This is a genomic window from Qipengyuania gaetbuli, from assembly GCF_020171365.1.
GTDB lineage: Bacteria > Pseudomonadota > Alphaproteobacteria > Sphingomonadales > Sphingomonadaceae > Qipengyuania > Qipengyuania gaetbuli_B.
The window spans coordinates 14,537-31,460 of the sequence record NZ_JAIUZO010000002.1 but is presented as its reverse complement, the minus strand read 5'-3'; the positions used below and the strand labels follow the sequence as shown (position 1 = coordinate 31,460).

The window sequence follows — 16,924 nt, the reverse complement described above, 5'->3', positions numbered from 1 at the left end:
AAAGAGCAATCAGTCCGTACTATCGCCGCTTACAGGCCCGGTATCCTGCGCGGCTTCTGAATCTTTCGTAGCCGCCGAAGCGGCCTTGCGGCTTGCCATTTGCCCGAGTCGCGCCTCGAATTCCAGCTTTCGCTTCAGCAGGCGCTGCTGCTCGGCGAAAGCCCCTTCGGGATCGCTCTCGAATCGTGCGGTCGCAGCAGCGAGCGCGGCTTCAAGTGCCGGCCTTTCGACCAGCAGTGACACGGCTTCGGCCAAGTCCTCGCGCGCATCACCAGGGTCGGTGCCTTCATCGAGAAAGGCGAATAATCGGGTTTCCGGTGGGGCAGGTAGGCCGTCTGGTAGCGATATGGGCGATCCGGCCCGCGAATCAAGCGTTTCGGCAGCGGCAAGCAGCGAATCTATCGCCGGTCCGACATTTCGGTCACTTTGGGCAACGCGGGCGAGGGCGGCTTCATGCCGCGCGATTTCGCCGGGATGCCGCAGCAGGCCGTGGATGACGGCGCTGGCCAGCCGGTCGCGCGAGCCGCCTTCGATGGCCCGCTTGAGGCGCTGTTCCGCCTCGCGCGAAAGCTGGGGAGAAACGGCCGCGAACCCGCCCTTCTTCCATTCGCCGCGCGGCTTGAATTCGCGTTGGGGGCGGGGAGGGAAAGCGAAATCGGAAAACCGCTGGGTCAGCTCGCGCTTGTAGAGCGCCCTGATGTCGGGATGCTGGATCGCCTCGACATGGTGCATCAGCCGCGCCTTCAGCCCCGCCTTTTCTTCCGGTGAGGTAAGCGGCGCGGCGGCTTTCTCGAACTCCCATAGCGTGTCGAGCAGGCTGGCAGGCGCGGCGAGCAGTTCCTCGATCGCACCGACGCCGCGTTCGCGGATGAGGTCGTCGGGATCCATGCCCGCGGGCAGGCGCACGATGGACAGCGAGTGACCGGGGCGCAGCATCGGGAGCGCGCGTTCGATGGCGCGCATGGCGGCGCGCTGCCCGGCATTGTCCCCGTCGAAGCACAGGATAGGACGTTCGACCTGACGCCAGAGCAGTTCGATCTGGTTTTCGGTCAGCGCGGTCCCGAGCGGTGCCACGGCTTCGCGGATGCCGGCATTGGCAAGCGCGATCGCGTCCATATAGCCTTCGACGACGATCATGCGGCCCGATTGCCGCGCAGCCGGAGCGGCGCGGTGGAGATTGTAGAGCGTGCGCCCCTTGTCGAAGAGCGGGGTGTCGGGCGAGTTCAGGTATTTCGGTGCGTTGGGATTGCTGTCGCCATCGAGGATGCGTCCGCCGAATGCGATTACGCGGCCGCGCGCATCGTGAATGGGAAGCATCAGGCGGCCGCGGAACCTGTCGTAAGGCTCCTTGTCCTCGACCGTGATGCGCATTCCGGCCTCGATCAGCATCGGCTCATCGAAGCGCGACAGGGCGGATTTCAGCGCCTGACGATCCTCCGGTGCGTAGCCGAAGCCGAATTCGCGCACCGTGGCGTCCGAGAATCCACGACGCGATAGGTAGGAGCGTGCACGCGCACCGTCACCGCCCCTCAAATTGCCTTCGAACCATTCCTGCGCAGCTGCGGTCACGTCATGCAGGCTGGCGCGTTTTTCCGCGCGGCGGGCGGCCTGCGGGTCGGGGGCGGGCACTTCCATCCCGGCCTCTGCCGCCAGTTCCTTCACCGCGTCCATGAAGGGCATGCCGCGCTGGTCGGTCAGCCAGCGGATGGCATCGCCATGCGCCTCGCAGCCGAAGCAGTGGTAGAAGCCCTTCTCGTCATTGACGTAGAAGCTCGGCGTCTTCTCGTTGTGGAACGGGCAGCAGGCCTTGAACTCGCGCCCCGCCTTGGTCAGCCGGACGGTGCGACCGATCACTGCGGACAGGGTCGTCCGCATGCGCAATTCGTCCAGCCATTGGGGTGAGAGGGCCATGGCCTCTCCCTATCGCGTGAGGGGGCCGACCGCTAGTTGGCGGGCTTGGCGCTTGCCGCTTTTTTCATCGCCGGGAAGGGGCCGCGCGCGACCGCCTGGTTGCCTTCCACTTCCAGGAGGTAGGCATCGGCAGGCCCGTCGGGCGCCAGCGTCGACTGCCACCAGAAGGTGAGCGTCGTGCCGGGCTTCCAGCCACTGCCGTCGACCACGCGCCAGATCAGCTGGCCATCGTCGCTGGTGATCGAGATGGCATCCTCGCTGCCGAGCGTAGCCTGCGCCTGCGCCTTGGCATAGCCGACTGCCGCGTTGAAGCCGTGGGCCTTGGCCGTGGTGCGGAACAGGGTCGGCGGGCTTTCCACGACTTCCGGGCCTTCGCTGGGAGCGGCTTCCGGCTCGTCAGCAGGCGCTTCGGCCAGCGTCACGCTGTGGACGTAGGTGTAGATGGTCCCTTCCGGCATGTTGCCCGGAATGCATTCCGTCGTGCCTTCGGGGCAGGCGACAAAGCTGACCATCGTACCGATCTGGCGGTTTCCGGCGCTCAGCACCGTCTCGACTTCCGGACCCTGCGGCCCGACGATCTTCGCGCCGAGCAGCGAGAGATCGAGATCGGCACCGACCAGCGTGCGCGGCTGCGCAGGCGTCGGCGTGGGGGAAGGCGCGGGTTCCGGTTCGCTCGTCCCGCAGGCCGCCAGCGCGAAAGGCGCGGCGAGGAGCGCGAGGCGCTTCACGAAAGCGCTTCCTTCACCAGGCCACTGGCCTTGGTCATGTCGAGCGTAGCGCCGTGGCGGGCCTTCAGCTCGCCCATTACGCGGCCCATGTCCTTCATGCCGTCGGCGCCGAGGTCGGCCTTGATCTGCGCAATCGCGGCGCGGGTTTCGTCCTCGCTCAGCTGCTTGGGCAGGAATTCCTCGATCACGGCCAGCTCGGCCTTTTCCTTGTCGGCCAGTTCCTGGCGGCCGCCGCCTTCGTACATCTCGATCGATTCGCGGCGTTGCTTGGCCATCTTCATCAGCACGTCGGTGACGAGATCGTCGTCCTCCGGCTTCTTGTCCGAAGTGCGCAGTTCGATGTCGCGATCCTTGATCTTCGCCCCGATCAGGCGCAGCGCGGCGGTGCGGTCCTTGTCCTTGGCCTTCATGGCGGTGACGGTTTCGGATTGGATCTTCTCGCGGAGCATGAGGCCTCTTCGCTCTAAATGTGTGGATGGTTCGGGCCCCATGTAAGGCAAGCTGCCACAAAGCCAAGTCTTGTGCTTGACGGGACTCGCTCACGTCCCTAGCGGCTGGGACTTAGCACACATCGCCGGAAACCCCTGACTCGGAGAGCCCAATGGCCCTGTCCGCATTCTCGCACGCGCAACCCAAAGGCGCGACGGGAGTCCTCGTCCTCGCGGACGGTACCTGTATCTGGGGCAAAGGCTTCGGTTCCACCGGTTCTGCGGTGGGCGAAGTCTGCTTCAACACCGCCATGACCGGCTACCAGGAGGTGATGACCGATCCCTCCTACGACAGCCAGATCGTCACCTTCACCTTCCCGCATATCGGCAATGTCGGCGCGAACGAGGAAGACCACGAGAGCCGCGGGCTCGGCGCGGTCGGCTGCATCGTGCGGCAGGAAGTGACCCCGCATTCGAATTTCCGTGCACAGAACGAATTCGTCGACTGGATGCGCGAACACGGGAAGATCGGCCTGTCGGGTGTCGACACCCGCGCACTGACCCGCCGGATCCGCCTGCTGGGCGCTCCCAATGCGGTCATCGCGCACAATCCGCGCGGCCAGTTCGACATGAAGGCGCTGAAGCAGCAGGCCGCCGAATGGTCGGGTCTCGAAGGGCTGGACCTCGTGCCTGCCGTGACGCGCGCCGAACAGGAAGACTGGCGCGGCGGCCACTGGCAGCTGGGCTTCGGTTATACCGAGGGCAGCGCAGACAAGCCCCATGTCGTGGCGATCGACTATGGCGCGAAGGACAATATCTTCCGCAACCTCGTGAAGGCCGGCGCAAAGGTCACCGTGGTCCCTGCGCGCACCACGCTGGAACAGGTGTTGTCGCTCAAGCCCGATGGCGTGTTCCTGTCGAACGGCCCGGGCGATCCGGCGGCGACCGGCCAGTATGCCGTGCCCGTGATCAAGGGGCTGCTCGATGCGAACATCCCGCTGTTCGGCATCTGCCTCGGCCACCAGATGCTGGGCCTTGCAGCAGGCGCGAAGACCGCCAAGATGTTCCAGGGCCACCGCGGCGCCAACCACCCCGTCCAGCGGGTCGGGAGCGAGTGGGGAGCAAGCGAAGGCCTCGTCGAGATCACCAGCATGAACCACGGCTTCGCGGTCGATGCCGATACGCTGCCCGACACGGTAGAGCAGACGCACGTCTCGCTGTTCGACGGCACCAATTGCGGGATATCGATCAAGGGCAAGAAGGCGTTCGGAGTGCAATACCACCCCGAGGCGAGTCCCGGCCCGCAAGACAGTTTTTACCTCTTTGAAAAATTCGTGGGAATGCTCGCGTAATGCCCAAAAGAACCGACATCTCCTCGATCCTCGTCATTGGCGCCGGTCCGATCATCATCGGCCAGGCGTGCGAGTTCGACTATTCCGGCACGCAGGCGATCAAGGCGCTGAAGGAAGAGGGCTACCGGGTCATCCTGGTCAACTCCAACCCCGCCACGATCATGACCGATTCGGAAATGGCCGACGCCACCTATGTCGAGCCGATCACGCCGGAAATCGTCGCCAAGATCATCGAGAAGGAACGCCCCGACGCGGTGTTGCCGACGATGGGCGGGCAGACGGCGCTGAACTGCGCGCTGGACCTTGCGAACATGGGCGTGCTGGAGAAGTTCGGCGTCCAGATGATCGGCGCCAATGCCGATGCGATCGACAAGGCCGAGAACCGCCAGCGTTTCCGTGAGGCGATGGACAAGATCGGCCTCGATAGCGCGCGCAGCGGCGTCGCGAACACGGTGGACCAGGCTTATGCGGTGCTGGAGCGCACCGGCTTGCCCGCAATCATCCGTCCCAGCTTCACGCTTGGCGGCACGGGCGGCGGTATCGCCTACAACAAGGCCGAGTTCGAGCGCATCGTGCGTGAAGGTCTCGACGCATCGCCCACCACCGAAGTCCTGATCGAGGAATCGCTCCTCGGCTGGAAGGAGTTCGAGATGGAGGTGGTGCGCGACCGCAAGGACAACGCCATCATCATCTGCTCGATCGAAAACGTCGATCCGATGGGCGTCCACACGGGCGATTCCATCACTGTCGCGCCGGCGCTGACGCTGACCGACAAGGAATACCAGATCATGCGCACCGCCAGCATCGAGGTGCTGCGGGAAATCGGCGTGGAAACAGGTGGTTCGAACGTACAGTTCGCAGTCAATCCGAAGGATGGCCGCCTGATCGTGATCGAAATGAACCCGCGCGTCTCGCGCTCCTCGGCGTTGGCGTCCAAGGCCACCGGCTTCCCCATCGCGCGCGTCGCGGCGAAGCTGGCCGTGGGCTACACGCTCGACGAGATCCAGAACGAGATCACCGGTGCGACGCCTGCCAGTTTCGAGCCGACCATCGACTATGTCGTGACCAAGATCCCGCGCTTCGCTTTCGAGAAGTTCAAGGGTTCGAAGAACGAGCTGTCCACCGCAATGAAGTCGGTGGGCGAAGTCATGGCCATCGGCCGCTGCTTCCAGGAAAGCATGCAGAAGGCGCTGCGCGGCCTCGAAACGGGCCTCGACGGCTTCAACCGCGTGCAGGAACTCGAAGGCGTGAGCCGCGAGACGATCACTGCGGCGCTCAGCCAGCGTACCCCTGACCGCATCTTGAAGATCGCGCAGGCTTTCCGCGAGGATTTCACGGTCGAGGAAGTCGCCCAGGTCACCGGTTTCGACCCGTGGTTCCTGCGACAGATCGAAGCCATCATCTACGAAGAGAAGATGCTCGGCCACAACGGCCTGCCGCGCGATGCCGCCGAAATGCGCCGCCTGAAAGCAATGGGCTTTTCCGACAAGCGCCTCGCCACTCTGGCGGTCCGTTCGGTCGGTGTGGCGGGCGGTCTTGCCGAAACGCAGGCCAAGCGTTCGGGCCTGCTGCACGACGCGCTGCGCGCCATGGCCGGTGCGACCAGCGAACAGGAAGTGCGCAAGCTGCGCCACAAGCTGGGCGTCTATCCGGTCTTCAAGCGCATCGATAGCTGCGCTGCAGAGTTCGAGGCGATCACGCCCTACATGTACTCGACCTACGAAGCGCCCAGCTTCGGCGAGCCCGAGGACGAGGCTGATCCGTCCGACCGCAAGAAGATCGTCATCCTCGGGGGCGGCCCAAACCGCATCGGGCAGGGCATCGAGTTCGACTATTGCTGCGTCCACGCCTGCTTCGCGCTGGCCGAGGCCGGCTACGAGACCATCATGGTCAACTGCAACCCAGAGACGGTTTCGACCGACTACGACACTTCGGACCGCCTCTATTTCGAGCCGCTGACCGAAGAGGACGTGCTGGAAATCCTGCGCGTCGAGATGTCGAAGGGCGACCTTGTCGGCGTGATCGTGCAGTTCGGCGGGCAGACCCCGCTCAAGCTTGCCGCCGCGCTGGAGCGTGAAGGCATTCCGATCCTCGGCACATCGCCCGATGCGATCGACCTTGCCGAAGACCGCGAACGCTTTGCCAAGCTGGTCAACAAGCTCGACCTCAAGCAGCCGGAAAACGGCATCGCCAAGAGCCGTGACGAAGCAGCCGCCGTGGCTGCGCGGATCGGCTATCCGGTGCTGCTGCGCCCCAGCTACGTGCTAGGCGGGCGTGCGATGGAGATCGTCGACAGCCTCGCGCAGCTCGACGACTACATCAACACCGCGGTGAACGTGTCGGGCGACAGCCCGGTCTTGGTCGACCAGTACCTGCGCGATGCGGTCGAATGCGACGTGGACGTGATTTCCGATGGCGAGGAAGTCCGCATCGCGGGCGTGATGCAGCATATCGAGGAAGCCGGCGTCCACTCGGGCGACAGCGCCTGCACCTTGCCGCCCTACAGCCTGCCGCAGGACATCATCGACGAGATGGAGCGCCAGGCGAGCGAGCTTGCCCGTGCGCTCGACGTGCGCGGCCTGATGAACGTGCAGTTCGCGGTGAAGGACGGAGAGGTCTACCTGATCGAGGTCAACCCGCGTGCCAGCCGCACCGTGCCCTTCGTGGCGAAGGCGATCGGCCGACCCGTCGCCAAGGTCGCCGCGCGCGTCATGGCGGGCGAGAAGCTCTCGCACTTCGAGCCGTTCAACCTGAAGCCGAACCATATGGCGGTGAAGGAAGCCGTGTTCCCGTTCAGCCGTTTCCCCGGCTCGGACCCTGTGCTTTCGCCCGAAATGAAGAGCACCGGCGAAGTCATGGGCATCGACCGCGATTTTCCGGCTGCTTTCCTCAAGTCCCAACTGGGCGCGGGCATGAAGCTGCCGCAGGGCGGCACGCTGTTCGTCTCGGTCAAGGACAGCGACAAGGAAGTCATCCTGCCTGCAGTCGAAACGCTGCTGGCCAAGGGCTTCCGCGTCATCGCCACCGGCGGCACGCAGCGCTTCCTGTCGGGCAAGGACTTGGCAGTCGAACTGGTCAACAAGGTTGCCGAAGGTCGCCCGCACATCGTCGATGCCATTATCGACGGCGACGTGCACCTGATCTTCAACACGACCGAGGGCTGGCAGTCGCTGCTGGACAGCCAGTCTATCCGTGTGGCCGCGCTCGAAAAGAAGCTGCCGTACTACACGACTGCTGCCGCCAGCCTTGCCGCCGCACGCGCGATTGCCGAGGTTTCTACCGAGCAGCTTGAAGTGCGTTCATTGCAAGACTATTATAGCTGACCAGAACACACGGCGTATCTCCCACACATCCGAGCGACCGAGGCTCCGCTAACCTTGCGGACCGGGCTCGAATTGTCCCGGGAGATTGCGCGAGCAGGAAGGAATTGGGGTTCGATGGACAAGGTGCCGATGCTGGCCGAGGGCTATGAAAAGCTCACTGCCGACCTGAAGGTGCTGCGGGCGGAGCGTCCGAAGATCGTCGATGCGATCGAGGAAGCGCGCGCGCATGGCGACCTTTCGGAAAACGCCGAATACCACGCCGCCAAGGAACGCCAGGGCCAGGTAGAGGCGATGATCGGCGATCTTGAAGACAAGATTAGCCGGGCGCAGATCATCGACCCGACCACGCTTTCTGGCGACAAGGTCGTCTTCGGTGCGACGGTCACGCTGCTCGACGAAAACGACAAGCCGGTGAAGTACCAGATCGTCGGCCAGACCGAAGCGGACGCTTCGAAGGGCCGGATTTCCTACACCTCGCCGATCGCACGCGCGCTGATCGGCAAGCAGGTCGATGACGAAGTCGAAGTGACCGTTCCCTCGGGCGACAAGTTCTACCTCGTCGAGAAGATCGAATTCATCTGATTGTGACGCGGGGCCATCGGCCTACGCGTCAGTCGACCGTCTTTTCCATCGCCCAATTGTGGATCGGCACGCCGTCGATTTTGAACTCGCGTTTTTCCGTTGCGACGTAACCCGCCTCCTCGAACGAGGGGCGGGCGAGGTCGCTCGCTTCGGTGTACAGCCGCTTGATCCCGTGATGCCGGGCATAGAGCGAGGCCGTCGCCAGCAGGTTCAGCGCCAGACCCTTACGAGTGTGCGCGGGGTGGTTGTAGAGGTGGTCGAGATGGCCGTCCGGCTCGAGCAGGGCATAGGCGACCGGTTCGTCGTCCTCTCCGGCAGCGACGAAGATGGTCGCGCCATTGGCGACCCGTTCACGGTAAAGCGCGGCGCCCGGGTGCCGGGCCAGCCACGCTTCTACCTGGTCGTTGGAATAGGCTTCCGGTCCGATCCCGCGGATTGCCGCCCGGCATACGTCCGCCAGCCCCTCGGCATCAGAGTCCTGGTAAGGGCGGATGGAGTAGGCCAAGGCCGTTGTCAGGCTTCGGGATCGAGCAGCTTGTGCAGGTGGACGATGACGTATTTCATTTCCGCATCGTCGACCGTGCGCTGGGCGTTGCCGCGCCATGCGTTTTCAGCATCGTCATAACTGGAATAGACGCCGGCGACGTGGATGCTTTCGGGGTCGGCAAAGGTCATGCTGCGCGGGTCGGTCACGCGGCCGCCCATCACCAGATAGAGCGTCTGCTTGCTCTCTTTTTCTTCCATGGTTCGTTCTTTTTCCGAATTGGGGAGGAGATTTGCCCTGCCCATAGCGAAACCGGCGCGACAGGCAAACCCGTCGCGCCGCTCTAAAGCCTAGCTATTACGTATGAGTTAGCGAGCGATGCGCGCCTTCAGGTCGCGCACGGTGCGCGAGGACTTACGGCTTGCCTTGCGGCTGCCCGATGCGATGGCATCGCCGATGCTGTCGAGGCGGTAGCCGGCGTCGCGCTTCAACCGGCGGGCCTGAGTGCCTGCCGCGTCGGAATAGTCCTCGAACTTGTCGCCGGCGCCTTCCATCATCGAGAGGCCATAGGCGATCGCGGCTTCGGCAGCGTAGGCTGCCAGTGAGCCGCCGCGGCGGCCCAGTGCGCGCCCGCGTCGCGTCATGGCGCCTATGGCGAGGCCGACGGCGACGGCGCCTGCAACGGTCGCGATCGGATGCTTCTTCGCGAAGTCCACTGCGCTGTCCGCGACATCCTTGGCCTGGTCGGCGAAGGAACGTTCACTGTTGCGACGCTCACCTGCAGCGATGCGGGCGCGGAGCTGTTCGCGCTTTTCGGCATCGCTGAGCTGGCTGTCGGCGCTGATGGGGGTGACGTTGTTGGTGGCCTTGTTTGCCATGGGGTTTCTCCGAAATCTGGTGTGCATCGAACCAACGGTTCAGCCTGGGGGGCCGTTCCGTCTATTCGTCGTCTGATAGGGACTCTTCGTCCTCTTCTTCCTCGCCAAGCCCGAGCAAGGACAGCAGCGGGTTGCGCGCGAACCATACGATGACGGCAGCGAGCAGGGCGGCGAGGGCGCCCTTGTTGTTTTCCGCCACATCGACCGCTTCTTCGTAGACGTCGATCGCCCCTTCACGAACGCGGTCGAAGGCGCGTTCGCCGAGCGACTTCTGGTTGAAGCCGACTTTCAGGTTCTCGATATCTGCCTCGACCAACGCGCGGGCGGAATCGCGCAGGTGGCGATCGGCCAGCATCCGGGCCTTGCGATTACTCATCGCCATTGTCCGAAAATGCATCGCGGATCTCGTCGATGCGGGTCTTCAACAGGCTGAGGAACAGCAGCCCCAGCCCGATCAGCGCGGCGGTTACGATCGCTGTGGCAATCCACGGGCCGACCAGCGGTACCAGCGCGATTACTAGACCCACAGTCATGGCAATAAGTGCGAGGTGCAAAACGCCAAAGGCGCCAAGCCCGAAAGCAATGGCGCCCTTGAGACGGTTTGCGGCAAAGCTCGCACGGCTTTTCTGGTAGGCCATTTCGGCCTCGGCATAGGTCCTGCCGTCTTCCAGCAGGGCCATGATGTCATCCGTCAGCGACGGACCGTGCGGTTCTAGGTCGTCATCCTCGGACTCGTAACTGTCGGGCAGGTCGACCGGCCCGTTGTACGGCGCTTTATCGCGCTCTTGTTCTTCCAGCATCGAGCCCCCTCTTGTCACTGATCAGCGACGGAAGAGGCGAGAAAGCATGAAACCGGCAGCGGCTGCAATACCGATGGCCAGTCCCGGGCTCTTGCGGACGAATTCGCGGCCGTCCTCGACAAGGTCGTCGACGCTCTTGTCGTCGAGCTTGCCGGCATAGTCGTCGAGCGACTTGGACGCGGTGCGGGCGTATTCGCCGTACTTCGAACCAAGCTTTTCATCGACCTGGTAGGCATTGTCGCTGATCGTGCGGCTGAGCGCACGCAGGCCTTCGCTGGTCTTCGCCTTGCCTTCGGTGGCGAGTTCCTTGCCCTTGACGCGGGCTTCGGTGCCGTAGGTCTTGGCTTCGGCAACCCAGTCCTCGCCCTTGCCCTTGGCCTGGCCGCGATAGGCGGCGGCGCGCTCCTTGCCTTCGGCGCGCAGCGCGGCAGCGCCGGCCTTGGCTTCTTCGAGAGCGGCATTGAACCGGCTCTTGGCTTCGGCGCGATGCGCAGTGCCGGTGGTGGTGTCGTTGTTGTCGGTGGCGGTGTTGGTCACGGGCGCCTTCTCCTTTGCTGCACCCTTCTTGGCTACCGTTTTCACGGGCTTTTTCCGGGTGGTTGATTTCTGCGGTGCGGTGGTGGTTCGCTTCTTGGAACCAGTCGTCTTCTTGTCTGCGGCCATCAGCCTGTCCTTCCCGTCAAATACCTATTCATTCCGGGTATCAGGCAAGACCCGGCTTTCCTTTTTGCAACGCGGCTTGCACCGACATGTTCCGGCGCATAGAGCGCTGCCCGCAGACCCAATCTAGTGGTGTCCTACATTATTACAACACCCTGCCGAGGAGTTCGTTCCAAATGACCGCGATCATCGACATCCACGCCCGCGAAATTCTCGACAGCCGTGGCAATCCGACTGTCGAAGTCGACGTGCTCCTCGAAGACGGAAGCTTCGGCCGCGCGGCAGTGCCCTCGGGTGCCTCGACCGGCGCGCACGAGGCGGTCGAACTGCGTGACGGCGACAAGTCCCGCTATCTCGGCAAGGGCGTGCTGAAGGCGGTCGATGCCACCAATGGCGAAATCCGCGACCTGCTGATCGGCAATTTCGATGCCGAGGACCAGCGCGACATCGACCTTGCCATGATCGCGCTCGACGATACCGCGAACAAGGGCCGCCTTGGCGCCAACGCGATCCTCGGCACCAGCATGGCGGTTGCCAAGGCGGCGGCCAACGCGCGCGGCCTGCCGCTCTATTCCTATATCGGCGGTGTTTCGGCCCACGTGCTGCCGGTGCCGATGATGAACATCATCAATGGCGGCGAGCATGCCGACAACCCGATCGACATCCAGGAATTCATGGTCATGCCGGTGGGCGCCGACAGCCTTGCCGAGGCCGTGCGCTGGGGTGCCGAGATTTTCCATACGCTGAAGAAGAACCTGTCGCAGAAGGGCCTTGCGACGGCAGTCGGAGATGAGGGCGGTTTCGCGCCCGATCTTGCCAGTACGCGCGATGCGCTAGACTTCATCATGGGTTCGATCGAGCAGGCAGGCTTCACGCCCGGTGACGATGTCGTGCTGGCGCTGGACTGCGCTTCGACCGAATTCTTCAAGGACGGCAGGTACCTGATTTCGGGCGAGAACCTGTCGCTTTCGGGCGAGGAAATGGCCGCGTATCTCGCCAAGCTGTGCGCCGACTACCCGATCCGTTCGATCGAAGATGGCATGGGCGAAGACGATTTCGCAGGCTGGAAGGCGCTGACCGACCTGATCGGCGACAAGGTCCAGCTGGTCGGCGACGATCTCTTCGTCACCAACCCCCGCCGCCTTGTCGACGGGATCGAGCAGGGCCTCGCCAATTCGCTGCTGGTGAAGGTCAACCAGATCGGCACGCTGACCGAAACGCTCGACGCCGTGAGCATTGCGAACCGCGCCGGCTACACCGCGGTCATGTCGCACCGTTCGGGCGAGACCGAAGACGCGACCATCGCAGACCTCGCCGTTGCGACCAATTGCGGGCAGATCAAGACCGGCTCGCTCGCGCGTTCGGACCGGCTTGCCAAGTACAACCAGCTCATCCGTATCGAGGAAGAACTGGGCGACAGCGCAGTCTATGCAGGGCGCGGCTGCTTCGGCTGACCGGATCGGCGCGCCGCGCTGGCGCTGCGCAAATCCTCTATCGCGTGATCGACGCGACGCGCTGCCTGCTGGCAACCGAGCGCGTCGAGCCGCACCAGGCAATCTTCCAGCCGCGCGATAACGTCGGCGATTTCGTCTTGGCGGTCGGTGCGGCTCATTCTGTCCGCAGCCGATAATGCGCTGCGATTGCCATGTTCTTTTCCGGTGGCTAGCTTTCTCTACCTAGGGGAGAGGAAGGAACTGCATGGGAGAATTCCCGGTCCATCCGGATGAGGTGACGGCAGAGTGGCTGTCCGCGATGCTCGGTTCGGAAGTGAGCGGTGTATCGTGGAAATCCATCGGCACGGGACAGGTGGGCGACAGCGTTCGCTTCACGCTGGACGGGCCCGAGGTTGGTGCGTCGACCCCTGCGACACTGGCGGGCAAGTTCCCCGCAGCCGATGCCACCAGCCGTGAAACCGCCGCGATGTTCGGGCTCTATCGAAAGGAAGTGCTGTTTTATCGCGATGTCGCACCCAAGCTCGATGTCCGCGTGCCGCAAGTCCACTTTGCGGCCACCTGCGAGGAAGGCCACCGGTTCTGCCTGATTTTCGAGGATCTTGGTCCTGCACGGCAGGGCGACCAGATTTCTGGCTGCACGCTGGAGGACGCACGAGCCGCAATCCGCCAGGCAACAGCAATCCACGCGCCCAGCTGGGGCAAGGCTTCGATAATCGAGGCCGAATGGATTGTCCCTTCTCCCGCCGTCGCCGAGCGCGTGGCGCTGATGTACCCGCATGCGCAGGCCATCTTTCGTGAGCGGTACAAGGATCGCCTCGAGCCGGAGTTTATGACCGTCTGCGAGGAATTTGCCCAAGTTTACGGCTCGCAAATACACCAGCAGCATCGGCACCAGTGCCTGATCCACGGTGACTTCCGCCTCGACAACATGCTGTTCGACATTCGGGGCGGGGCGGAACCTGTCGCCATCCTTGACTGGCAGACCGTGGCGCCCGGCATGGCCATGACGGACATCGGCTATTTCCTCGGCTGCGGGATCGGCGAGCTCGGCCTGACGCATGAAGACGAATTGCTCGATCTCTATCTGGCGGAAATGGACGGACGCGGGGTTCCGCTCACCCGCGGAGGCATTTACGCTGATTACCGAAGGGGCATCCTGCACGGCCTATCTACCGCCGTTTTCAGCGCCGCTTTCGTCGAGCGGACGGATCGCGGGGATGCAAATTTCCTGTCGATGGCCCGCGGGGCCTGTGCGCTGGCCCTGAAGCATGACAGTATCGGCGCCATGAAGGAGGCACACTGATGGTCCTTTCACGCGGAGACGAATATCCGGTCCACCAGACACCGGAGCCGATCGCCTATTCCGGCACGGACCGGAATTTCTACGACCGCTATTTCTTCAACGGCTATGCCCCCGACGGCAGCGGCTTCTTCGCCTGCGCCTTCGGAATCTATCCTCACCTCGATATCGTGGATGCCCATTTCAGCTTTATCCGCGGCGACGTGCAGCACTGCATCCATGCCAGTGCAGAAATGAAGATGGAGCGGATGGCGCTGCGCTGCGGCCCGATTTCGATCGAGGTGATCGAGCCACTCCATGCGCTGAAGGTCACGGTCGAGGAAACCGACGGCATTTCCGCGGAATTCACCTTCACCGGCCGCGCCTTCCCGATCGAGGAGCCGCGCTTCATCCGCCGCCTCGGCCCGCGTGCCTTCATGGACTACACGCGGATGACCCAGAACGGCCATTGCCGGGGCTGGATATCTCTCGATGGAGAAAATCACGCCATTGCCGAGGGTACTGCCGGAACGCGCGACCGCAGCTGGGGCATCCGTCCGGTTGGCCAGCGTGACCCGCAGTCTATCCCCGGGCACGACCTGTCAGGTTTCTTCTGGCAATGGACGCCGATCAATTTCGGTGACGGCAGCCTGTTCTTCCACGTCAACAACGACGAGATGGGCGACGCCTGGAACACGCGCGCTGCCTGGGCGCCCGACGGGGCCGATGCACAGGACATTGCGGAAGGGCACGGCAGCATGCGCACGCGCCTTACGGCGGGCACGCGGTGGCCATCAGGCGGGACCCTGTCGCTCGCGCTGAAGGGTGCGCCGGAACAGGTGAGTTTCGAACCGCTCGGCCGGTTCCAGATGCGCGGCCTCGGCTACACCCATCCGGTATGGGGACACGGCATGCACCACGGGCCGCTGCGCGTGGAGCGAGAGGACATCGACCTTGCTGCCCTCGATCCGCTTTCGCCGGAAAACCTCCATGTCCAGATACCGGTGCGCGTGACCGGCAATGACGGGCGTGAAGGGATCGGTGTCTTCGAACAGCTGATCCTGGGGCCTTTCGCGCCCCTGGGTCTAGGTGGCTTCCTCGACGGAGCGGACTAGGCCCCGAAACGGGACTGGAGGTCGAGCAGGGCGAGCGCAGCCTTGGCCGCTTCGCCGCCCTTGTCCTTCTGCTTGGGATCGGCGCGGACGATGGCCTGTTCCTCGTTCTCGACAGTCAGAATTCCATTGCCGATAGCGATGCCGTCCATGGTCAGCGCCATGATGCCGCGCGCGCTTTCGCCGGCGACGATCTCGAAGTGATAGGTTTCGCCGCGAATGACGACGCCGATGGCAACGAAGCCGTCGTAGCGACCGCTTTCGTCAGCCATGGCAATCGCACCGGGTACTTCAAGTGCGCCGGGTACGGTCAGGACATCGACGCTATGGCCTTCGGCTTCCAGTGCGGCGCGGGCTCCGGCAACCAACATGTCGTTAAGGTGGTCGTAGAAGCGCGCTTCGACGATGAGGAAGTTTGCCATGGTGGTTACTCCGGAATGGGAAGGTGATCGACGATATTGAGGCCGTAGCCTTCGATCGCGACGACATTGGGCTGTGAATTGCTGAGCAGGATCATGTCCTCGACACCCAGGTCGGCAAGGATCTGCGACCCGATACCGACATTACGCTGGGCCTCGCTCTCGCCATAGCCGGTGGCAGGGCGCCCGGTGATGATGACGATTACGCCCGAACCGTGTTCGCCCACTGCCTGCATCGCGCGCTGGAGCGTGCGTTTGCGCGGGCCGGGCTTGCCCAGCACATCGTCGAAGATGGAGATCGGGTGGACACGGGTGAGGGTGGGTTCGCCTTCCTTCACTTCGCCTTTCTGCAGGACGTAGCTTTCGCTGCCGTCGACCTTGTTGCGATAGGTCATCATCCGCCACGTGCCGCCGTAGTCGGATTCGAAGCTGTCTTCGGTAATCCGCTCCACCAGGTGGTCGTGCCGCATGCGGTATTCGATCAGGTCGCGGATGGTGCCGATCTTCATGTCGTGCTTGCGCGCGAAAACCACGAGGTCGTCGAGACGCGACATGGTCCCGTCCTCGTTCATGATCTCGCAGATAACGCCCGAAGGATTGAGGCCGGCAAGGCGCGAGATATCGACTGCTGCCTCGGTATGGCCGGCGCGCACCAGCACGCCGCCGTCGCGCGCGGCGAGGGGGAAGACATGGCCCGGCGTGACGATGTCGTCGGGGCCCTTGGTGCTGTCGATGGCGACCGAGACTGTGCGCGATCGGTCGGCGGCGCTGATGCCGGTGGTGACGCCTTCCTTTGCCTCGATGGAGGTGGTGAAGGCCGTCTGCATGCTCTCGCGGTTGTCGCGGCTCATTGGCTGGAGGCCAAGCGCATCGACCCGCTTGCGGTCGAGTGCGAGGCAGATCAGGCCCCGGCCGTGGGTGGCCATGAAGTTGATGGCATTCGGGGTGGCCATCTGGGCAGGGATAATGAGGTCGCCTTCGTTTTCGCGATCCTCATCGTCGACCAGGATGAACATGCGGCCGTTGCGCGCCTCGTCGATGATCTCTTCGGCGCCGACGATCACCGGCGTCTCGTCATTCGCCTCAAGGAAAGCCTCTAGCTTGCCGAGCGTGTCGGCGGTGGGGTTCCAGCTCTCCTCCGCGCAGTCGCGCAGGGTATTGGCGTGGAGCCCGGCAGCGCGGGCAAGCCCGGCGCGGGTCATGAGGCCTTGCGAGATGAGCGTGCGAACTTTTTCGATCGTGTTCATAGGCGGCGAGGTATCACATCAAAATGTGATAGCCAAGCGCGATGTCACATCAAGGCATGACAAGATGTCCCCAGAAAGGGTAACGCGTTCAAATTATGGGGAAATGGTGGACGCACTAGGGCTCGAACCTAGGACCCGCTGATTAAGAGTCAGCTGCTCTACCAACTGAGCTATGCGTCCACTCTCGCGATCTTGCCGCGTTCCGACCCGGTGGTGCGGGTGGCCCCCGACTCGGGGGAGGCGCTCATATAGCGGGTGCTTCGCGGA

At 63.6% G+C, this 16,924-nt stretch carries 18 protein-coding genes and 1 tRNA gene; 6 read left to right on the top strand and 13 right to left on the bottom strand.

Annotated features, from left to right (window positions below; translation table 11 throughout):
- Nucleotides 1-9 precede the first annotated feature (9 nt).
- The 3 genes from dnaG to LCL94_RS00525 are packed head-to-tail and all read right to left on the bottom strand — an operon-like array spanning nucleotide 10 to nucleotide 3,088.
- A complete protein-coding gene (gene dnaG, locus LCL94_RS00535; protein WP_224830547.1) occupies nucleotides 10-1,911 on the bottom strand; it encodes a DNA primase in 1,902 nt (633 codons plus the stop codon).
- A gap of 32 nt (nucleotides 1,912-1,943) precedes the next feature.
- Entirely contained in the window at nucleotides 1,944-2,639 is a 696-nt protein-coding gene (locus LCL94_RS00530) for a hypothetical protein (RefSeq protein WP_224830546.1), read from the bottom strand.
- On the bottom strand, nucleotides 2,636-3,088 hold the full coding sequence (locus LCL94_RS00525) for a GatB/YqeY domain-containing protein (RefSeq protein ID WP_222553201.1): 453 nt from the start codon (nucleotides 3,086-3,088) through the stop codon (nucleotides 2,636-2,638). The genes LCL94_RS00530 and LCL94_RS00525 overlap by 4 nt, the downstream gene beginning before the upstream one ends.
- A gap of 152 nt (nucleotides 3,089-3,240) precedes the next feature.
- Here LCL94_RS00525 and carA point away from each other — a divergent pair, with 152 nt between their 5' ends.
- From carA to greA, 3 genes are all read left to right on the top strand, one after another.
- Complete coding sequence (gene carA / locus LCL94_RS00520; RefSeq protein WP_224830545.1) at nucleotides 3,241-4,419, top strand: glutamine-hydrolyzing carbamoyl-phosphate synthase small subunit; 1,179 nt, start codon at nucleotides 3,241-3,243, stop codon at nucleotides 4,417-4,419.
- Nucleotides 4,419-7,742, top strand: a complete 3,324-nt coding sequence (gene carB, locus LCL94_RS00515; protein ID WP_224830544.1) for a carbamoyl-phosphate synthase large subunit — start codon at nucleotides 4,419-4,421, stop codon at nucleotides 7,740-7,742. Before carA ends, carB begins: the two co-directional genes overlap by 1 nt.
- 114 nt (nucleotides 7,743-7,856) lie before the next feature.
- Entirely contained in the window at nucleotides 7,857-8,324 is a 468-nt protein-coding gene (greA, locus tag LCL94_RS00510; protein ID WP_160607193.1) for a transcription elongation factor GreA, read from the top strand.
- 28 nt (nucleotides 8,325-8,352) lie between these two features.
- Here greA and LCL94_RS00505 read toward each other — a convergent pair whose 3' ends face one another.
- The 6 genes from LCL94_RS00505 to LCL94_RS00480 all read right to left on the bottom strand — a co-directional run bounded on the left by LCL94_RS00505 (nucleotide 8,353) and on the right by LCL94_RS00480 (nucleotide 11,149).
- A complete protein-coding gene (locus LCL94_RS00505) occupies nucleotides 8,353-8,829 on the bottom strand; it encodes a GNAT family N-acetyltransferase (protein WP_224830543.1) in 477 nt (158 codons plus the stop codon).
- 8 nt (nucleotides 8,830-8,837) lie between these two features.
- On the bottom strand, nucleotides 8,838-9,068 hold the full coding sequence (locus tag LCL94_RS00500) for a DUF4170 domain-containing protein (protein WP_224830542.1): 231 nt from the start codon (nucleotides 9,066-9,068) through the stop codon (nucleotides 8,838-8,840).
- A gap of 108 nt (nucleotides 9,069-9,176) precedes the next feature.
- On the bottom strand, nucleotides 9,177-9,686 hold the full coding sequence (locus LCL94_RS00495) for a hypothetical protein (RefSeq protein ID WP_224830541.1): 510 nt from the start codon (nucleotides 9,684-9,686) through the stop codon (nucleotides 9,177-9,179).
- Nucleotides 9,687-9,747: 61 nt separating this feature from the next.
- Nucleotides 9,748-10,062 carry a hypothetical protein gene (locus LCL94_RS00490; protein WP_224830540.1) on the bottom strand — a complete coding sequence of 105 codons (315 nt, stop codon included), beginning with the start codon at nucleotides 10,060-10,062 and terminating at the stop codon, nucleotides 9,748-9,750.
- On the bottom strand, nucleotides 10,055-10,486 hold the full coding sequence (locus tag LCL94_RS00485) for a phage holin family protein (protein ID WP_224830539.1): 432 nt from the start codon (nucleotides 10,484-10,486) through the stop codon (nucleotides 10,055-10,057). Before LCL94_RS00485 ends, LCL94_RS00490 begins: the two co-directional genes overlap by 8 nt.
- Before the next feature lie 21 nt (nucleotides 10,487-10,507).
- A complete protein-coding gene (locus LCL94_RS00480; RefSeq protein ID WP_224830538.1) occupies nucleotides 10,508-11,149 on the bottom strand; it encodes a hypothetical protein in 642 nt (213 codons plus the stop codon).
- Between the two features lie 173 nt (nucleotides 11,150-11,322).
- Here LCL94_RS00480 and eno point away from each other — a divergent pair, with 173 nt between their 5' ends.
- Nucleotides 11,323-12,600 carry a phosphopyruvate hydratase gene (eno, locus tag LCL94_RS00475; protein WP_224830537.1) on the top strand — a complete coding sequence of 426 codons (1,278 nt, stop codon included), beginning with the start codon at nucleotides 11,323-11,325 and terminating at the stop codon, nucleotides 12,598-12,600.
- On the opposite strand, the gene LCL94_RS00470 is transcribed toward eno, so the two are convergent.
- On the bottom strand, nucleotides 12,573-12,758 hold the full coding sequence (locus LCL94_RS00470) for a hypothetical protein (RefSeq protein WP_224830536.1): 186 nt from the start codon (nucleotides 12,756-12,758) through the stop codon (nucleotides 12,573-12,575). The genes eno and LCL94_RS00470 overlap by 28 nt on opposite strands.
- Nucleotides 12,759-12,844: 86 nt before the next feature.
- Between LCL94_RS00470 and LCL94_RS00465 the strand changes: the two genes are divergently transcribed.
- Together LCL94_RS00465 and LCL94_RS00460 are read left to right on the top strand one after the other, a co-directional pair.
- Nucleotides 12,845-13,903 (top strand): ecdysteroid 22-kinase family protein, encoded by a 1,059-nt coding sequence (locus LCL94_RS00465; protein ID WP_224830535.1) that lies wholly within the window; start codon nucleotides 12,845-12,847, stop codon nucleotides 13,901-13,903.
- Entirely contained in the window at nucleotides 13,903-14,994 is a 1,092-nt protein-coding gene (locus tag LCL94_RS00460) for a hypothetical protein (protein WP_224830534.1), read from the top strand. Before LCL94_RS00465 ends, LCL94_RS00460 begins: the two co-directional genes overlap by 1 nt.
- Here LCL94_RS00460 and ribH read toward each other — a convergent pair.
- From ribH to LCL94_RS00445, 3 genes are all read right to left on the bottom strand, one after another.
- Complete coding sequence (ribH, locus tag LCL94_RS00455) at nucleotides 14,991-15,413, bottom strand: 6,7-dimethyl-8-ribityllumazine synthase (protein WP_224830533.1); 423 nt, start codon at nucleotides 15,411-15,413, stop codon at nucleotides 14,991-14,993. The two genes, LCL94_RS00460 and ribH, sit on opposite strands and share 4 nt — an antisense overlap.
- Nucleotides 15,414-15,418: 5 nt before the next feature.
- On the bottom strand, nucleotides 15,419-16,657 hold the full coding sequence (gene ribB / locus LCL94_RS00450) for a 3,4-dihydroxy-2-butanone-4-phosphate synthase (RefSeq protein WP_224830532.1): 1,239 nt from the start codon (nucleotides 16,655-16,657) through the stop codon (nucleotides 15,419-15,421).
- 104 nt (nucleotides 16,658-16,761) lie between these two features.
- A tRNA-Lys gene (locus LCL94_RS00445) sits at nucleotides 16,762-16,837 on the bottom strand.
- Between the last annotated feature and the right edge of the window lie 87 nt (nucleotides 16,838-16,924).